The organism is Aquabacter sediminis (genome assembly GCF_028863665.1).
In the GTDB taxonomy this organism is placed as follows: domain Bacteria; phylum Pseudomonadota; class Alphaproteobacteria; order Rhizobiales; family Xanthobacteraceae; genus L1I39.
In genome coordinates this window covers 320,664-335,677 of the sequence record NZ_JARBFX010000003.1, presented here as the reverse complement: position 1 = coordinate 335,677, position 15,014 = coordinate 320,664, and the positions used below count along the sequence as shown (strand labels likewise).

15 protein-coding genes are annotated in these 15,014 nt (G+C 68.8%); 2 read left to right on the top strand and 13 right to left on the bottom strand.

Translation table 11 applies throughout. From position 1 onward, the window contains the following. Window positions 1-18: 18 nt before the first annotated feature. The 11 genes from PV781_RS07285 to PV781_RS07235 all read right to left on the bottom strand — a co-directional run bounded on the left by PV781_RS07285 (window position 19) and on the right by PV781_RS07235 (window position 9,554). Window positions 19-1,287: a glycosyltransferase gene (locus PV781_RS07285; protein ID WP_274774971.1), complete on the bottom strand. Its 1,269-nt coding sequence runs from the start codon at window positions 1,285-1,287 to the stop codon at window positions 19-21. Next, entirely contained in the window at window positions 1,287-2,837 is a 1,551-nt protein-coding gene (locus PV781_RS07280; RefSeq protein WP_274774970.1) for an MFS transporter, read from the bottom strand. Before PV781_RS07280 ends, PV781_RS07285 begins: the two co-directional genes overlap by 1 nt. 235 nt (window positions 2,838-3,072) lie before the next feature. Continuing rightward, complete coding sequence (locus PV781_RS07275) at window positions 3,073-3,618, bottom strand: Lcl C-terminal domain-containing protein (protein ID WP_274774969.1); 546 nt, start codon at window positions 3,616-3,618, stop codon at window positions 3,073-3,075. Window positions 3,619-3,660: 42 nt separating this feature from the next. Next, window positions 3,661-3,921 (bottom strand): hypothetical protein, encoded by a 261-nt coding sequence (locus tag PV781_RS07270; RefSeq protein ID WP_274774968.1) that lies wholly within the window; start codon window positions 3,919-3,921, stop codon window positions 3,661-3,663. Next, entirely contained in the window at window positions 3,897-4,688 is a 792-nt protein-coding gene (locus PV781_RS07265) for a hypothetical protein (RefSeq protein ID WP_274774967.1), read from the bottom strand. The genes PV781_RS07270 and PV781_RS07265 overlap by 25 nt, the downstream gene beginning before the upstream one ends. A 45-nt stretch (window positions 4,689-4,733) precedes the next feature. Continuing rightward, window positions 4,734-5,615: a hypothetical protein gene (locus PV781_RS07260; protein ID WP_274774966.1), complete on the bottom strand. Its 882-nt coding sequence runs from the start codon at window positions 5,613-5,615 to the stop codon at window positions 4,734-4,736. 145 nt (window positions 5,616-5,760) lie between these two features. Next, window positions 5,761-5,976, bottom strand: coding sequence for a hypothetical protein (locus PV781_RS07255; protein ID WP_274774965.1), 216 nt, complete (start codon window positions 5,974-5,976; stop codon window positions 5,761-5,763). A gap of 320 nt (window positions 5,977-6,296) precedes the next feature. Continuing rightward, window positions 6,297-6,593, bottom strand: a complete 297-nt coding sequence (locus PV781_RS07250; protein WP_274774964.1) for an NfeD family protein — start codon at window positions 6,591-6,593, stop codon at window positions 6,297-6,299. A 1-nt stretch (window position 6,594) separates the two neighbouring features. Continuing rightward, window positions 6,595-7,476, bottom strand: coding sequence for an SPFH domain-containing protein (locus PV781_RS07245; protein ID WP_274774963.1), 882 nt, complete (start codon window positions 7,474-7,476; stop codon window positions 6,595-6,597). Window positions 7,477-7,564: 88 nt separating this feature from the next. Then, entirely contained in the window at window positions 7,565-8,473 is a 909-nt protein-coding gene (locus tag PV781_RS07240; RefSeq protein ID WP_274774962.1) for an alpha/beta hydrolase fold domain-containing protein, read from the bottom strand. A 217-nt stretch (window positions 8,474-8,690) separates the two neighbouring features. Then, on the bottom strand, window positions 8,691-9,554 hold the full coding sequence (locus PV781_RS07235; protein ID WP_274774961.1) for a helix-turn-helix transcriptional regulator: 864 nt from the start codon (window positions 9,552-9,554) through the stop codon (window positions 8,691-8,693). Between the two features lie 78 nt (window positions 9,555-9,632). On the opposite strand from PV781_RS07235, the gene PV781_RS07230 reads away from it, so the two are divergent. Next, on the top strand, window positions 9,633-10,550 hold the full coding sequence (locus PV781_RS07230; RefSeq protein ID WP_274774960.1) for an SDR family oxidoreductase: 918 nt from the start codon (window positions 9,633-9,635) through the stop codon (window positions 10,548-10,550). 251 nt (window positions 10,551-10,801) lie between these two features. Next, window positions 10,802-11,857 (top strand): manganese catalase, encoded by a 1,056-nt coding sequence (locus tag PV781_RS07225; RefSeq protein WP_274774959.1) that lies wholly within the window; start codon window positions 10,802-10,804, stop codon window positions 11,855-11,857. Here the strand turns inward: PV781_RS07225 and PV781_RS07220 are convergent. Then, window positions 11,770-13,110, bottom strand: coding sequence for a putative bifunctional diguanylate cyclase/phosphodiesterase (locus tag PV781_RS07220; RefSeq protein WP_274774958.1), 1,341 nt, complete (start codon window positions 13,108-13,110; stop codon window positions 11,770-11,772). The two genes, PV781_RS07225 and PV781_RS07220, sit on opposite strands and share 88 nt — an antisense overlap. Before the next feature lie 96 nt (window positions 13,111-13,206). Next, on the bottom strand, window positions 13,207-15,009 hold the full coding sequence (locus tag PV781_RS07215; protein WP_274774957.1) for a sulfatase family protein: 1,803 nt from the start codon (window positions 15,007-15,009) through the stop codon (window positions 13,207-13,209). Window positions 15,010-15,014 lie beyond the last annotated feature (5 nt).

Below are 15,014 nucleotides of genomic sequence, written 5' to 3'. Positions count from 1 at the left end.
GGGGCCGGATTGGGACGGTCAAGCGGCGGTGGACGCGCGCGGCGCGCGGCGGACCATGGCCTCGATGGCCGCCACGTTGCGGGCCATGTCCCCCTCCGGGTCCATGGCGGCGGCCACCGCCTTGGCGCGGGCGGCCATGGCGGTGTCGGCGAGCACCGCGCGCAAGGCGCGCTCCAGGGTCTCCCGGCTGACGCGCGTGTGGGGCAGCACCGCGCCCACCCCCATGCGGCGCAGGCGCTCGGCATTGTCCGGCTGGTCGAAGCCCACGGGAATGGTCAGCACCGGCACGCCGGCGCGCAGCGCCTCCGCGCAGCCGCCGACGCCCCCGTGCTGAACCACCGCGGCCGCATGGGGAAAGAGGCTCGCATGGGGGGCAAAGTCCAGCGCCAGCACCTGGTCCGCGGGAGCCTTGGGCGGCTCATTCTTGCCCATGAGCAGGACAGCCCGCCGGCCGAGGGCTTGCGCCGTGTCGGCGGCGATCTGGTAGAAGTCGCGGGCGAGGTGCACCACGGTGGTGCCGAGCGTGAACACCACCGGCGCCGGCCCCGCCGCCAGGAAGGCGGTGATGCGCGCGGCGGTTTCCGGGTTGGGCGCCTGGGCCAGGAAGGGAAAGCCGGTCTGGACCGAGGCCGCCGGCCAGTCCCGCTGGAGCGGGCCGAAGGCGGGGGAGAACAGGGCCAGCACCAGATGGGGCGAGAACTTGCCCTCGAACAGGACACCGCCATGGGTCTCCACCCCCAGTTCCTGCGCCAGGGCGGTGAGCGGCGCGCCCCAGGCATTGGACATGCGGCGCGCGATATTGAGCAGGATGCGCTGCGGCCAGGTGCCGAGGTGGCGCAGATGATAGCCCGCCGGGAACCAGGTGAGGACGCACGGGTCGAGCGCCGACATGAAGGTGGTGGGCGAGAGCATCACATTGGCCCAGGGCAGGCCGAGCTTGGCTGCCACCAAAGGCGCCACATAGACCAGTTCCCCCACCACCAGGGCATCGGCGCCCTGCGCGGCGGCCATGAGGTCCGCATAGGTCTCGCGCACGCAAGGGAAGACGGTTTCCAGATAGAGGCGCTTTCCGCCATGGACCGGGTCGCCGAAAATATGGGTCAGCACCTCCGGCGGAAAATCCGGCCGCAGGGGATGGAAGGGCAGGCCGAGGGCGGTGATGCGGCTCTCATAGGCGGCGGGGGCGGCGACCACCGGCTCATGGCCCCGTGCCTTCAGGGCCTGTGCCACCGCCAGCATAGGGAAGAGGTCGCCGAGCGAGCCGAGGGAGGCGAGGACGATGCGCATCAGATGGTCACCTTTACGGGCGCGCGGGTCGTGTTGGGACGGCCGCGCATCAGGACGATCACGGCGAGCAAGGCGACAGCGAGCATGATGAATCCCACATAATAGCCATCGGCAATGCTGCGCGCCGCGCTGAGCCGCAGGGCCTCGGCCACCGCCGGTGCCTGCGCCGCGAGCGTCCGCGCGGCCTCCTCATTGCCGTAGATGGCTTGCTCCATGATGACTTCGAGCTGCGCGCGCGCGGCCCCCTCGACGCCCGAGGCCTCGGCGATGGCGTGGAAGCGTCCGCGCTCCATGGCCACCACCACCGTGCCGATGGCCGCCATGCCCATGGCGCCGCCCAGCTGACGCACCGTATCCAGGGCGCCAAAGGCCCGGCCCCGCTGGCTTTCCGACACCTGGGCGGTGCCGTCCGTATAGGTCTGGGAGACGCACAGGCCGATGCCGGCGCCGAGCAGGATCAAGGCGGGCACCATATAGGCGAAATCCATGCGCGGCAGGGCCTGGGTCTCCAGGAAGAATCCGAGCGTGGCGAGGCTGAGGCCCGCCACCACCGGAAGCTTCGCGCCATGGCGGTCATACAGCACCCCCGAGAGCGGGGCGCAGATCAACATGGGCACCAGGAAGAGCAGCATGGCCAGGCCCGACTCCAGGGGCGTGAAATGCAGCACCCGCTGGAGAAAGATGGCGCCATAGGCCGATTGCCCCACGATGGCGCTCTGAATGCAGAACAGCACGATCCCGTCGGCGCTGAATTGCCGCCGCGTGAACAGGCGCACATCCATCAGCGGGTCGTCTGCCCGCGCCTGGGTGAGAATGAACACCCCCAGCAGCAGGCATCCGCTGGCGATCAGGCCGACGGTGAGCGGCGAGGTCCAGCCCCAGGAATGGCTCTGCTGCAGGCCGAGCACCATGGGGCCGAGCGCCGCCGCCAGCAGCAGGGAATGGGCTGGCCGGAAAGTGCCGCTGCGCGGGCTCGCGGCGGCAGGCCCAGCCTTCGCCAGCAGCACCAGGACGAGGGCGGCGAGCGGCAGATTGACGAAGAAGGCCCAGCGCCAGCTCCCCGCCTGCACCAGCGCCCCGCACACGATGGGGCCGAAGACCATGGCCAGCCCCCCGAGCCCGCTATAGAGCCCCATGGCGCGGCCGCGCCCGGAGGGGCCGAAGGCCTCGGTGGCCAGCAGCGCGGCGGCGGGCGCCATCATGATATTGCCGAGCCCCTCCAGGGCGCGCCCGCACAGGAGCATGGGCAGGTTCACCGAAAGCCCGCTGACCATGGAGCCGAAGGCGAACAGCACCACGCCAGCGCGGAACATGCGCGCGCGCCCCTCCACGTCTGCCAGCCGCCCCCCGGTGGCGATGGCGACGGCCACGGTGAGCGCATAGAGGGTGATGATCCATTGCTGCGCCCCATGGCTCAGCATCAGGTCGCGCTGGATGGAGGGGAGCGCCACGGCGGTCCCGGTGCCGTCGATCATGATCATGCCCAGCGCACCGGCCGCCGCGAACACCGCGCACCAGCGCTGCCGGCTGTCTGTGGACGCGACCCTCATGCGGCGAACCCCGTGCGGACCCAGGCGCCCCGCCAGCGGGAATTCCTGCGGCGAAACGGTAACATGGCGCCAATTGTCCAGTGCACGGCGAAGCTTGTCCAGCACCACGCGGCCGCGGGGCAATTATCGCCGGTTTGCACGCCGCGACACGGCTCCGCCCTCCACGCGCCGGGCTCGCGGAACATCGCGCATCCATCTCACCGGAACGCATGCCGGTCCAAGGGGGGCGCCTCCATCACGCCGCGCCATCGCGCACCAGGCGCAGGCGCGCTTTTGCCGAAACCAGATAATGCGCGGCCAGGCAGCCATCGCGGAAGCGCAGCGCCATCCGCGTGACCGGCGAGGTCAGGCATGACGTCCAGTACCAGTCGCCGCCAAAGCCTCGGATGAGGTCCCGGTCCTGGTACATCATCTGCAATTCAGCCGGGGAGGGGATGCGCCAATCCTCATAGCCATTCCAGCGCGCCCGACGGGCGAGGGCGTCGATATCGCGGCCGCGGATCAGGCAGAAATCGACGGGATGGGGGCTTTCATCGTCCGGTCGCGTGTGCAGCACCGCGCCGGTGTCGGGAGACAGGCCGGCGAACACCGTCCCGTCGGCGCGAAGGGGCCGGCGCAGGGCGCGCCGGCGCTCATATTCGGCGGTCATGAAGAATGGCAAGGTGAAGCCGGGACCGTCATCGCCCGGCCGGGCCGCTCCCGCGCGGGGGAGGGCGGCATCGCCGTGCGGATCCCCGTCCCCGTCCCCGTCCCCGTTCCCTGCATCCGTGGTGTCATCCATCGGCCTGCGACCTCGGCGTTGGTGGGCAAGGGGAGGACATCCTCATTCCCCGTCGCCGGGCGCCTGCGGTGCGGCGTGCGGGTCGAGCGCGGATGTAGCATCCCTGTGGTCCAGCCGCGTCCGATGGCGGAGCAGGAACGCCACCTCCTGGTGCGAGAGCCCGTCAATGTAATCGTCCATCTCGCGCAGGATGTGCGGGCTCTTGTCCGCGATGCCGCGATAGAAGTGGAGAAACTGAAGGATTTCCTTCTCCTTCTCGCTCAGGGGCAGGTTCTCGCTCAAGGGCAGGGCATCGTCGGCCATTGGCTCTCCTTTCCCGGCCGGATCGCGCAGGGCGCGCGAAGGGCGCACGCGCACCTTAATCCGCCATCGCACGCTCGCCTGCGCACCCCATAGCGGGGCAGGGCGGTGCCGCGGCGCTGCGCCAGCCACGCGACGCCCCCCACCAGCAGGAGCCATGCCAGCACCAGGCCCGCGAGCCACATGTCCCGGATCAGCGGGCTGACCGTCTGGGCCGAGGGTGGGCCGAACAGGTTCAGGGCGTGGAGGATGGCGACGACGCCCACGGCCGCCAAAGGCGGGCAGATGAGATTGGCGGCACGGGAGCGGCTCAGCGCCCGCAGGGTGCGCAGCCCCGGCAGCCGCCCGATCACCGTGGCCAGGATGAAGCCCCAGGTGGAAAAGCCGACCGCGATCAGGATCAGGAAGGCGATGGCCCAAGGCCCCGGCTCCAGCTCCATCCAGGTCACCGACTGGACCGCGCCGAGGCCGCACAGGCCGGCCCCCACCCAGCGCGGCAGGGCACTCAGCAGGAGCATCACGCCGACAAGGATCACCGCGAAGCAGACACTGAGCTGGACCAGCGAGAGCGACAGGACGCCGGGAAACAGCAGCCCGGAGACCAGATAGGCCAAAGGCAGCATCACCGTGGCGGGAAAACCAAAGATCAGGAACACCACCCCGAACACGGCCGCCGCCGCCGCCGCGAGCCCGAAGACGGCCAGGAAGAGAATGCCGGCTCCTGAATGGGCGTCGCGGTCGTCGATGATGTGGATGAAGATCGGAAACATCGTGCCCCCCTTCGCGCGCGACCCCGGCGGGCGCGCCCACCGTCCTCAGCGATGCGCTGCACACCAGGCATAGGTCTTGCCCTTCGAGACGAAAGTCTTCTCGTCCACAACCTGGAAGCTGAACCGAAAGCGCCCGAGATCAGATGAGGAGCGACCGCCACTCTCGCAGGAGGGGGCGCCGGAATAGACGTTTCCTGCCACGGTGAGGGGCTCCGCGAGCGTGCAGATGCCGAACATGCCCTCCGCCGCAGGCGAGAGAAATTGCCGGCCGGCGAAACGACCGTCGGGAAAAGTATAGAGGCCGATGGAGCGCGCCGCGTCGGGCGGCGTGAGGCAGCGGCCGACGCTATATTCCCCCGGCACCAGGGGCAGGCGAGCCGCAGGCTGCGGCGCGGCCGGCGCGCTGCCGGCCGGGGCGGCGTGGGCAAGCCCGCACCTATCCGTCAGCCGCGCGATCACTTCGCCGGCGCCGGACAGATCGAAGACGGGGCCTTTCGGCGTCATGGCGCGGGTGGCCGGTCCCGCCAAGGTGAGACCCTTGCCCGCGCCGATGGCCCGCACGGTGTCCGGCTTGAGGCCGAGCCCCCCGCCGGCCAGATCGCTCAGGAACACCCCCGCGCCGAACGCTTCGATGGCGACGGGAAAGGTGGCGCCGTCAATGTCCAGCATGGCCGCCCCGTCCGGCCGCCACCCCGATTGCAGGGACAGAATGAGACTGAGGCGCAGGGGGCCGCCGGGGCGACAGGAGAGCACGAGGGCGGTGGAGCCGGCGCGGTTGCGCGTGAACGCCTCCACCGTCTCACCCTGGTCGCGCATCGTCCATGGGGCGGCGGCGGATGCCGCCATGGCGGGAGGCGCGCGAAAAGCCCCGCCGAAACTCAGGGCCACGAGCCCCGCCATCAGCCATGTGATTCTGTCATATCGCATCAGTGTAGGCCCCCGCCTGGGACGCAACCTACCACCAATGCAACCGGCGCGCAGCGGTTTCCCGTTGCCGCAGGCTCCGCCGGGCGCTGACGGGCGCGCGTCCAGGCGTGTCCTCTGCCTTCCCCGCGCCGTTCCCTTGTGGCGCCTACTTGGCCCGCGCCTGCCGCGCTTCCCGCGCGCGGCGGGTCTTCTCGCGGGCCATCTCCATGCGGTCGGATTCCGCTTTCTCCCGCGCCTCGCGCAGCGCCCTCTGGCGGGCCATCTTGGCCTGCACGGAGTCCGCCTCGGGGGCCACCGGAGCCGCAGGCGCGGAGAAGACCGCTTCGGCACGGGCCTTCAAGTCCACGGGCATCTTCGTCACATTCACGTCCTCTTGTCGCGGGGTGGGAACCGGGTGGCGCGGCACGGGAGAGATCCGGTCTGACCTTGGCCGGTCACCGCTCCTGCATCCTCTCGCCGAAGGCCTCCGCTCCCCCGCCCTTCAGGAAAGCCTGGGTGGCGGCGAGGACAGCTTCGTTTTCCCGATCCCTGACCGTGAATCGTTCAAGATCCCCGGATGCGGAATCGTAGATCGTCTTGGCCTTGGCTGAAAGCGGTTATTGGGCGAGGGCATGCTTGCGCCCGGCCGGGACTGCTCTGGGGCAGGGATCGCCCTGCGTCCTCAGAACAGCGATGAGGCGTTCAATTCTCGTTCACGTCCTTGTCCCAGATCTTCACATTGCCGCGCATGTGCACGCCCTTTCCCTTGCCGCTTCTGGCGCGGGTGAGGCGGCGCAGGCCAAGCCAGGCGGCGAGTGCGGCGCAGGCAAAGACCAGCAGAAGCAGAGGCACGCTCTCCCCCAGCAGGCCCAGCGCGAGGAGCGCCCCCACCACCGCCGCGCCGATGGCGAATCCCAGGAAGATGTAGCCCGAGGTCAGCATTTCCAGGATGGCCAGCACGATGCCGGCCACCACCCAGACCCACCACACCGTCCACATGTCAGGCGCGCCCCTTCAGCATCTTGAAGGCGTCGGCGAAGGCCTCCAGCGCCTGTGCCGGGATGAGGATGGTCTGCTGGCCATTTCCCTTGGCCACTTCCGCGAGCGCGGCCACCTGCTTCTGGGCGATCTGGAACTGCGCCGCCTCCAGGCCATTGGCGGAGATGGCGGCGGCAATCACGCCGGTGGCATAGGCTTCCGCATCCGCCGTGACACGGCGGGCCTTGGCCTCCTGCTCGGCGGCATAAAGCGCCGCGTCGGCGGCCAGCTCCACCGAGCGCTTGCGGCCTTCCGCCTCCATCACCTGGGCGCGGCGGGCGCGCTCGGCATTGAGCTGCTGGAGCATGGCGGCGCGGGTGGCCTCGTCCAGATTGACGTCCAGGATCTCGGCCCGCGTCACCTCCACGCCCCAGTCGTCCACCATGGCGCGCACATGCTCGCGCACCCGCTCGATGAGCTGGGCGCGGTTGGACTGCACCTGGTCCAGCTCCAGCTTGCCGATCTCCGAGCGCACGATGCCGGCGACCGTGGTGGCAATGGCCGCGTCCACGTCGCGGATGCGGTAGACGGTCTTTTCCGGCTCGGTGATGCGATAGAAGACCGAGGTCTCCACCCGCACCAGCACATTGTCGGCGGTGATGGCGTCCTGGGTGGCATTGGGAAGCTGGCGCTCCAGGATGGAGATCTTGTGCGCCACCCGGTCGAAGAAGGGGATGACGAAATTGATGCCCGGCCCCAGCACCGCGCGCAGGCGGCCGAAGCGTTCAACCACATATTTTTCCGACTGCGGCACGATGCGCACGCCGAGGAAGATGCACAAGATGACGAAGGCGGCGAACGCCAGGGTCACCGCGCCGCTGCCGAGGAAGTCACCGGGATTCATGAGAAAGCCTCGCGGGCGAAGAAGGGCGGCGCAGCCTGCCCCCGATCGGGCCTGCGCGCAACCTCAAGGGGAAGGGCGGGCGGGCGCCTCACGGGCGGGCGTGCCGCTCCACCTCGTCAAGCACACGGGCGATCTCGCCCAGGCATTCCTCCGCCTCGGGGATGGAGGCGGACATGAAGACATGGGGCATGTCGTCGTAAAGGCGCAGGTAGGAGCGCGCCCCTGCCGCCTGCGCCCGCTCATGGGCACGCACGGCGTCCGGGCTGGTGAGGTCCAGCGTGCCGCCGAACAGATGGAGGGAGGGCAGGCCCCTGAAATCGCCGAAGAGCGGGCTCACCGCCGGATCCGAGGCATCCCCGGTGGGGGAAAAGGCGGCGGCGGCCCAGCGCGGCCCGGCCTGGGCCAGCAGGGGATCGTGGGGCGCGATCTCGGCGCTTTCGGGAGCCGAGAAGGTATAGTCGAGGGCCGGCGACAGCAGGACGAGGGCATCAACGCCCTTGTCGCCGCGCGCCCGCAATTCCTGCGCCAGGGACAAGGCCAGCGCCGCGCCCGACGAATCCCCCATCAGCACCAGCGGCCCGTCGCGCTGGACCAGCACCGCCTGGATGGCGAGCAGCGCGTCCATGGCCTCGCGCCAGGTGTGGCGGGGGGCAAGGGGAAAGACGGGCACATGGAAGGGTGTGCCGCAGCGGCGCACCAGGTCGGTGATGATCGACCACTGGTAGCTGGCGAGCTCCAGGGAATAGGCGCCGCCATGCACGTAGAGCACGCGCGTGGCGACGCTGTCGCCGTCCGGGAAGCAATGGAAGCAGTGCGTTCCCGTCTCGTTGCTCTCCAGAACCTGCACGCCCCGCCGCAGCAGCAGGCCGGGGGGCGAGGCGCCGGCGGACTGGGACTTCAAAGCCGCCGCTTCCAGCCGGCTCGGATCGGCCATCATGGCCTTCGATCCGCTGAGCGGCAGGATCACCGTCTTCAAGATCTCGGCGGACAGGCTCATGAGGGCTCCTTCTGCACCGGGCGCGGGACAGCGGAGCGCCCTCGGACACAGGACAACGCGTGCAATGCAGCAAAGTTCATTTCTGTCCGGCGGATGTGACCGGAGGACGCACGCAAGCGGCCCTGCGGTCGGCGCGCGGCCGGGCGGGCGGCGTCCGGCATGTGTTCCGGCGCGCCCTTGAGCCTGCTTACCGGAGCCTTGCCTATGGGAGTTAAGGTCAGACGGGTGGCAAGCCGCCGCTGAAGGGGCCCGCCGCGCAGAGCTGGCGAACCTTCTGGAGGTCGGCCTCGCCGGCGGGATTGTAGATGACCAGCTTGAGGTCTGGGCGGCCATCGACGGCGAAGCAGGAAAATTCGAGGCTGATCTCGCCGGCAATGGCATGGCGGATGGTCTTGGCACCCTCTCCGGTCTCGCGCACGTCGGTCTCGTTCCACATGCGCGCAAAGTCCGCGCTGGCCGCGCCCAGTTCGGCCACCAGTTCGTCCGCCCGCCTCGTGTCGCCCACCCGCGCGGTCTCGGCCCGGAAGGTGGCGACCAGGAAGCGGGCCACCGTCGCCCAGTCGCTCTGCGCCGCGCGGGTCTTTGGATCGAGGAACATGCGCCGCAGGATGTTCCGCTCGGGCGGCGGCAGGGCCTCGTAATCGGTGAGCACCCGGCGCGCGGCGTGGTTCCAGGCGATGATGTCCCAGCTGGAGGTGGCCACCGTCGCCGGGATCAGCGGCATGGCGTCGAGAAAGCGCTGGAGGCGCTGGGAGATGCCCGCGCGCGGCAGGGCATGGGCCTTGGGCGGGCGGCCGATGGCCACCAGGAACAGGTGTTCCCGCTCCGCCTCGGTCATCAGGAGGGCCTCGGCCAGCCGGTCGAGCACGGCCGGGGAAGGCGCCCCGCCGCGCCCCTGTTCCAGCCAGGTGTACCAGGTGGTGGAGATGTGCGCGCGCTGGGCCACTTCCTCGCGCCGCAAGCCGGGGGTGCGGCGGCGCCCGCCAAGGCCAAGGGCTGCGGGATCCAGCCGCTGCCGGCGCTCCCGCAGAAAGCGCGCGAGGCGCCCCCCGGCGCCGTCCCCGCTTATCCTGTCAGTCATTATACCCCTATAAGGACACGTCTTTAACTGGATAAATCCTGGCCCATAGTCCGCCACCGCACAAGACGGAGAGCGACCATGAACGTATTTGTCACCGGGGCCACAGGCTTTGTCGGCGCGGCGGTGGTGGAGGAATTGCTGGCCCATGGGCATCAGGTGCTCGGCCTCGCGCGCTCCGCCGCCAGCGCGCAGCGGCTGCGGGACCTGGGCGCGGAGCCCTTGGCCGGCGACCTGGAGGCGCGCGACACGCTGCGAAGGGCGGCGGCAACCGCGGATGCGGTGATCCATACCGGCTTCATCCATGACTTCGCGCGCTTCGCGCAGTCCTGCGCCATCGACCGGGCCGCCATCCTGGCGCTCGGGGAGGGAGCCGCCGGAAAGCCCCTGGTGGTGACCAGCGGGCTCGCCTCCCTCGACGCCGCCGGGCGGCGCGCGGTGGAAGGCGACCGGGCCTTCCCGCCCTCGGAGCATTATCCCCGCGCCTCCGAATGGGCGGCACACGACCTGAGCGCGCGGGGCATTCCCGCCAGCGTCATGCGCCTGCCCCCCTCCGTGCACGGCCCGGGTGATCATGGCTTTGTCCCCATGCTGATCGAGATGGCCCGGCGCAGCGGGGTTTCGGCCTATCGGGAGGAGGGCGAAAATGCCTGGCCGGCGGTGCATGTGCGCGATGCCGCCCGCGCCTACCGCCTGGCGGTGGAGCAGGGGCCGGGCGCTGAGACGTTCCATGCCGTGGCCGAGGAGAGCATCCCGTTCCGGGAGATCGCGCAGGCCATTGCCGAGGGGCTGAGCCTGCCTTGCGTCTCGCTCTCGCCGGTGGACGCGCAGCGGCATTTCGGCTGGTTCGCGGGCTTTGCGTCCATCGACCAGCCCACCTCCAGCGCCGCCACCCGGGCTCGCCTCGGCTGGCAGCCGCACGGCCCAGGCCTTCTCGAAGACATGCGGCATGCGGGCTATTTCAACCGGCCGGCTGAGCACACGGAGCGGAATGTGTGAGGACGCGCCGGCGCAAGGTGAAGTCTTTGCCGTGGCCGTAGTCTTAAGTTTGACAATAAAATACTGCGTAGTGCAGGTCTAAACTGTGTATATTACGTTTGGATGGTGTGTATAGCTTGGAAGATGCAAAGTCGTTGGGAATAATGCGCGGTGTCTCCGCTTTCTCCTCGGGGCGGCCGGCGCGCGAGGTGCAGCGTGTCGGGCCCCTCCCATCCGGCCCGTCCTCAGGCCCACCCCCGAAGGAGACGCGCATGTTCATTCATCGCAAGGCATTGCAATATCAGGCCCGTCCCGATCGTCCCGATCCGCTGTTCGCCAAGCTGCTCCAGGAACCGCTTGGCGGCCAGTGGGGCGAGATCTCGGTGATGATGAGCTATCTCTGGCAGGGCTGGACCTGCCGGGGGCCGCAGAAGTACCGCGACATGATCTGCGACATCGGCACCGAGGAAATCGGCCATGTGGAGATGCTCGCCACCATGATCGCCCGCCTCCTGGAGACCTCCCCCGTGGAGGCGCAGGAGAATGCGGCCAAGGATTCGGCGGTGGGGGCGATCCTGGGCGGTGCGCGCATCGAGGATGCCATCATGGCGGGCATGAACCCGCAGCATGTGATCGTCGCCGGCTCCGGCCCGCGCCCGGTGGACAGCGCCGGCAATCCCTGGACCGCCGGCTACATGGCCGCCAGCGGCAATCTTCTCGCCGACTTCCGCTTCAATCTCACGGCCGAAAGCCAGGGCCGCCTCCAGGTGGCGCGGCTCTATAATCTCACCAGCGACAGCGGCGTGCGGGACATGCTGTCCTTCCTCATCGCCCGCGACACCATGCACCAGAACCAGTGGCTCGCGGCCATCCGGGAACTGGAGGAGGAGGGCTTCGACCAGACGCCGGTGCCCGCCTATTTCCCGCAGGAGCGGGAGATGAGCCAGGTCGCCTATCGTTATATCGGCGCCTCCGAGGGCACGCGGCCAAGTCCGCAAGCTGGGCCAGCGGTCCCTCGCCCGACGGCAAGGGCCAGCCGGACTATGAGGAGATCCGTCCTCTGGCCCAGGACGATGGCACCCTTGGGCAGGCCGACCCGCGCATGTACGGCACCCCCGCCACACCGATGCCGCCCCAGGCCGCGGAGTAGCGGCCGGCGGCTTCCGCGCCGGCCAGATGGAGCCGCGTGCCGGATCCATCTGGCCGGATCGCGCTCTCGCCGCTCCGGCGTCGGGGGCGATCAGATCGCCGCCGCCGTGCGCGCGGCGCTGGCATCTGGAAGAGCGGCCTCGAAGGTGGTGATTTCCACGGCAGGGCCGAACAGATAGCCCTGAAAGCCCTGGCACCCGGCTTCCACCAGCCGGCGGAACTGGTCGGGCGTCTCCACCCCCTCGGCCACCAGCGCCAGCGACAGGCGGCGGCTGAGGGTGGTGACAGCCTCGATGATGTGCATGTCCGCCTCTCCGCGCGCCATGGCGGCGACGAAGCTCTGGTCGATCTTGATCTGGCCGAAGGGCAGGCCGCTGAGGGCGCGCAGGCTGGAATAGCCGGTCCCGAGATCGTCGAGCGCCCAGACGATCCCGCTTTCCCGCAGGGCTTGCATCCGGGCGGCGGTGGCGGCCATGTCCCCCACCAGCATGCTTTCCGTCAGCTCCAGCGTGAGCTGGCAGGGGCGGGCGCCGCTGCGCCGAACGGTTTCCAGAAGATTCGGCACGAAATCGGGCTGGAGGAACTGGGACGCGCTGATATTGACCGAAAGCGTCAGATGGGCCGTCTCCGGACGGGCGTGCCACCGTGCGAGCTGGGCGCAGGCGGCCCGAAGCACGAAGTCGCCGATGGGCACGATGAGGCCGGATTCCTCGGCGAGCGGAATGAAATCGTCGGGTCCCACTTCGCCACGCTTGGGGTGGTGCCAGCGCACCAGCGCCTCTGCGCCTGTCACCCATCCGTTCCGGTCCACCTGGGGCTGGTAGTGCAAGACAAATTCCGCGCGGGCGATGGCTCGGCGCAGCTCCGCCTCCCGGCTGCGGCGGTCGGTCAGGTCCGCATGCATCAGCACGATGGTGACGACCAGGGCAAAGACGGCCGAGACGGTGTTGACCCAGGCCGCTGGCCAGTCGGCCCAGGGGGGAATGATGAGCGCGGGATCGGAGAGCCTCAGCGGCGTCAAGGCGAACACCAGGAAGGCCACCAGGTACGCTGCCGGGAGGATCAGGCGCAGATAGGTGTCGTCCCGCCGGAAGACAAAATAGCTGCCTGCGGCGATGGCCAGGAAGAAAAGATGGGTGGAACGCGGCACGCCGGGTGCGGGATTGTCCAGAAGACAGAGGGCGCAAAGCAGCAGCGGGGTCAGGTGGGCGGTGGCGATGGTCGCGGTCCGCAACCGTCCCAGACAGGCGAGGACGAGGAGGCTGGCACCGGTCAGGGCCAGAAGCCCGTTGAAGAGGGCCAGCATCTGGCGCTCAATCATAAGGCCACCCGCGCACCACGCCGCCCCCAGCAGCACCATGGTGCTGCCTTTCAGGTGAATCATGGCGCGCACGCGTCGGGCGTGACTGTCGTCCCAAATGGGATAGGTCATGGTCCTCTGGCCGTACAACGGGAAGGGGATGTCCCTCCGGCAGTCAGCAGTCAAACCGATTAGAAAGGCCTGTACAACCCCACGGCGCCCCCTCGGCTACCGCGCACTGCGCGGCGGGAAATACCATTTGCCGTTGCGGATCGGCAGGAAGGACCCGTCATCCACCCCCACCTCGGCGGCGATGAGGGATTGGGTCAGCGTGTTGAGGGCGAGGATGAGATCCTTGTGGGCCGTCCTGTCCATGGCGAGGTTGCGCATTTCCTCCGGGTCTTCCTGGAGGTCATAGACCTCCACGTCATTGGCCGCGAACAGCTCCTCCAGGGTGGTGGGGGAATTGAAGGCAGTCTGGCCGAAATAGCGCGAGAACCGGTAGCGGCCATCGAAGATGGAGCGGATGCCCACGCGCTCGCCGAAGTCCGGGTCGTTCTTCAGGAAGGTCTGCACCTTATCGTCATTGGTGACGGTGCCGGAGAACATCATGTGCGTGAAGTGCTCGGCCCAGGTCACGTCCTGGTAGGACAGCATGTTGTAGTTGAACAACGTGGCGGGGCGCACCGCGTCCACCTTGGCGGCAGCGGGGGCCTTCAAGAGGCCTGAAAAGTCATGGCCCTTCAGCCCGTCGCCCGCCTTGGCGCGGTCGGGCGCTGCCGCGCCGGTGAGCGCGAGGAGGGTGGGGGCGAGGTCCAGCTGGGAGGTCAGCGCCTGGCAGGTCACGCCGCCCGGATAGGCCGGGTGATGGATGATGAGGGGCACATGGTTCTGCTCCTTGTAGGTGCAGTTGCCCTTGCCGCGCATCTGGTGGTGGCCGCCCAGTTCGCCATGGTCGGCATTGAAGATGACGATGGTGTTCTCATGCATGTTGTTGGCTTCCAGCGCCTTCAAGACATGCATGACCTGACGGTCGCAATCGCGGATGCAGTTGTAATAATAGTTGCGCAGCACGTGCCAGCGCCGGTCCTCGTCCGGCCAGGCGCCTACCATCATGTCCTGGATCGCCTGGTAGATGAGGTGCGCCTTGGGCCGGCCCGGCGCGTCGAGGGGCTGGGAGCGGCTGGCGGGCAGGGGCACGTCGTCCCAGCGGGCCTGGTAGAGCTGGTCGTCCGGGGTGGGGAAGATATGAATGGCCGGGTCCTTGCCCTGCACCACCTGCCCCGGCAGGTCCGAATTGATGTACATGACATCGTGCGGATTGACGAAGTTCACCGCCATGAACCAGGGCTGGCCCTTGGCCCGCAATTCCTCCCCCTCCCGGCGCATCCAGCTTTCCACCCGGTCGGCGGTGAAGCCGTCGAAGGAATAGCCGCCGAGACCTGAATCGATGAGGTCGCCCAGGCCGAAGAAGTCGTCGAACCCGTAGCTCTCGATGATCTTGCGGTAGTCGGCCATGGGGGCATCCACGGCCACCTTGGTCTGGTCGAGATTGGCGCTGAGGTGCCATTTGCCCTGGTAGGTGGCGTGGTAGCCCAGCTCCTGCATGCGGTGGCCGATCGTCTTGATGGACGTCGACATGTCCGGCTGCCACAGATAGTTCAGATTATCGAACACCCCGGAATGCTGGATGTGCTCCCCCGTATAGATGACCGAGCGGGCCGGCGAGCACACGCAGGACGCCGACTGGTGGTTGGCAAACGTGATGCCCTTGGCGGCCAGCATTTCGCGGGCGGGCACCGGGAAGGGCCATTTCGGGAAGAAATGCTCCTGGTCCACCAGGATGAAGAGAATGTTGTAGCCCTTGGGCGGCGCATCCGGGGCGATGACGGGTTTGGCCGGCGTGCTCTGCACTGTCGCCGGCTGGGCGCTCGCCGCCGCGGGAATGAGGTTGGCGCCGAGCAGAGTGGCGGTGCCCTTGCCCAGGAGGTCGCGGCGGGAAATGCCCTTCGGCGTGTCGTTCTCGGACATGTGTG

Bases quoted from the DNA above. Each gene is read 5' to 3' on its own strand.
- PV781_RS07280 (WP_274774970.1), bottom strand. From the start codon at position 2,837: ATGAGGGTCGCGTCCACAGACAGCCGGCAGCGCTGGTGCGCGGTGTTC.
- PV781_RS07230 (WP_274774960.1), top strand. From the start codon at position 9,633: ATGAACGTATTTGTCACCGGGGCCACAGGCTTTGTCGGCGCGGCGGTG.
- PV781_RS07260 (WP_274774966.1), bottom strand. From the start codon at position 5,615: ATGCGATATGACAGAATCACATGGCTGATGGCGGGGCTCGTGGCCCTG.
- PV781_RS07270 (WP_274774968.1), bottom strand. From the start codon at position 3,921: ATGGCCGACGATGCCCTGCCCTTGAGCGAGAACCTGCCCCTGAGCGAG.
- PV781_RS07285 (WP_274774971.1), bottom strand. From the start codon at position 1,287: ATGCGCATCGTCCTCGCCTCCCTCGGCTCGCTCGGCGACCTCTTCCCT.
- PV781_RS07220 (WP_274774958.1), bottom strand. From the start codon at position 13,110: ATGACCTATCCCATTTGGGACGACAGTCACGCCCGACGCGTGCGCGCC.
- PV781_RS07275 (WP_274774969.1), bottom strand. From the start codon at position 3,618: ATGGATGACACCACGGATGCAGGGAACGGGGACGGGGACGGGGACGGG.
- PV781_RS07215 (WP_274774957.1), bottom strand. From the start codon at position 15,009: ATGTCCGAGAACGACACGCCGAAGGGCATTTCCCGCCGCGACCTCCTG.
- PV781_RS07250 (WP_274774964.1), bottom strand. From the start codon at position 6,593: ATGTGGACGGTGTGGTGGGTCTGGGTGGTGGCCGGCATCGTGCTGGCC.
- PV781_RS07265 (WP_274774967.1), bottom strand. From the start codon at position 4,688: ATGTTTCCGATCTTCATCCACATCATCGACGACCGCGACGCCCATTCA.
- PV781_RS07240 (WP_274774962.1), bottom strand. From the start codon at position 8,473: ATGAGCCTGTCCGCCGAGATCTTGAAGACGGTGATCCTGCCGCTCAGC.
- PV781_RS07225 (WP_274774959.1), top strand. From the start codon at position 10,802: ATGTTCATTCATCGCAAGGCATTGCAATATCAGGCCCGTCCCGATCGT.
- PV781_RS07245 (WP_274774963.1), bottom strand. From the start codon at position 7,476: ATGAATCCCGGTGACTTCCTCGGCAGCGGCGCGGTGACCCTGGCGTTC.
- PV781_RS07235 (WP_274774961.1), bottom strand. From the start codon at position 9,554: ATGACTGACAGGATAAGCGGGGACGGCGCCGGGGGGCGCCTCGCGCGC.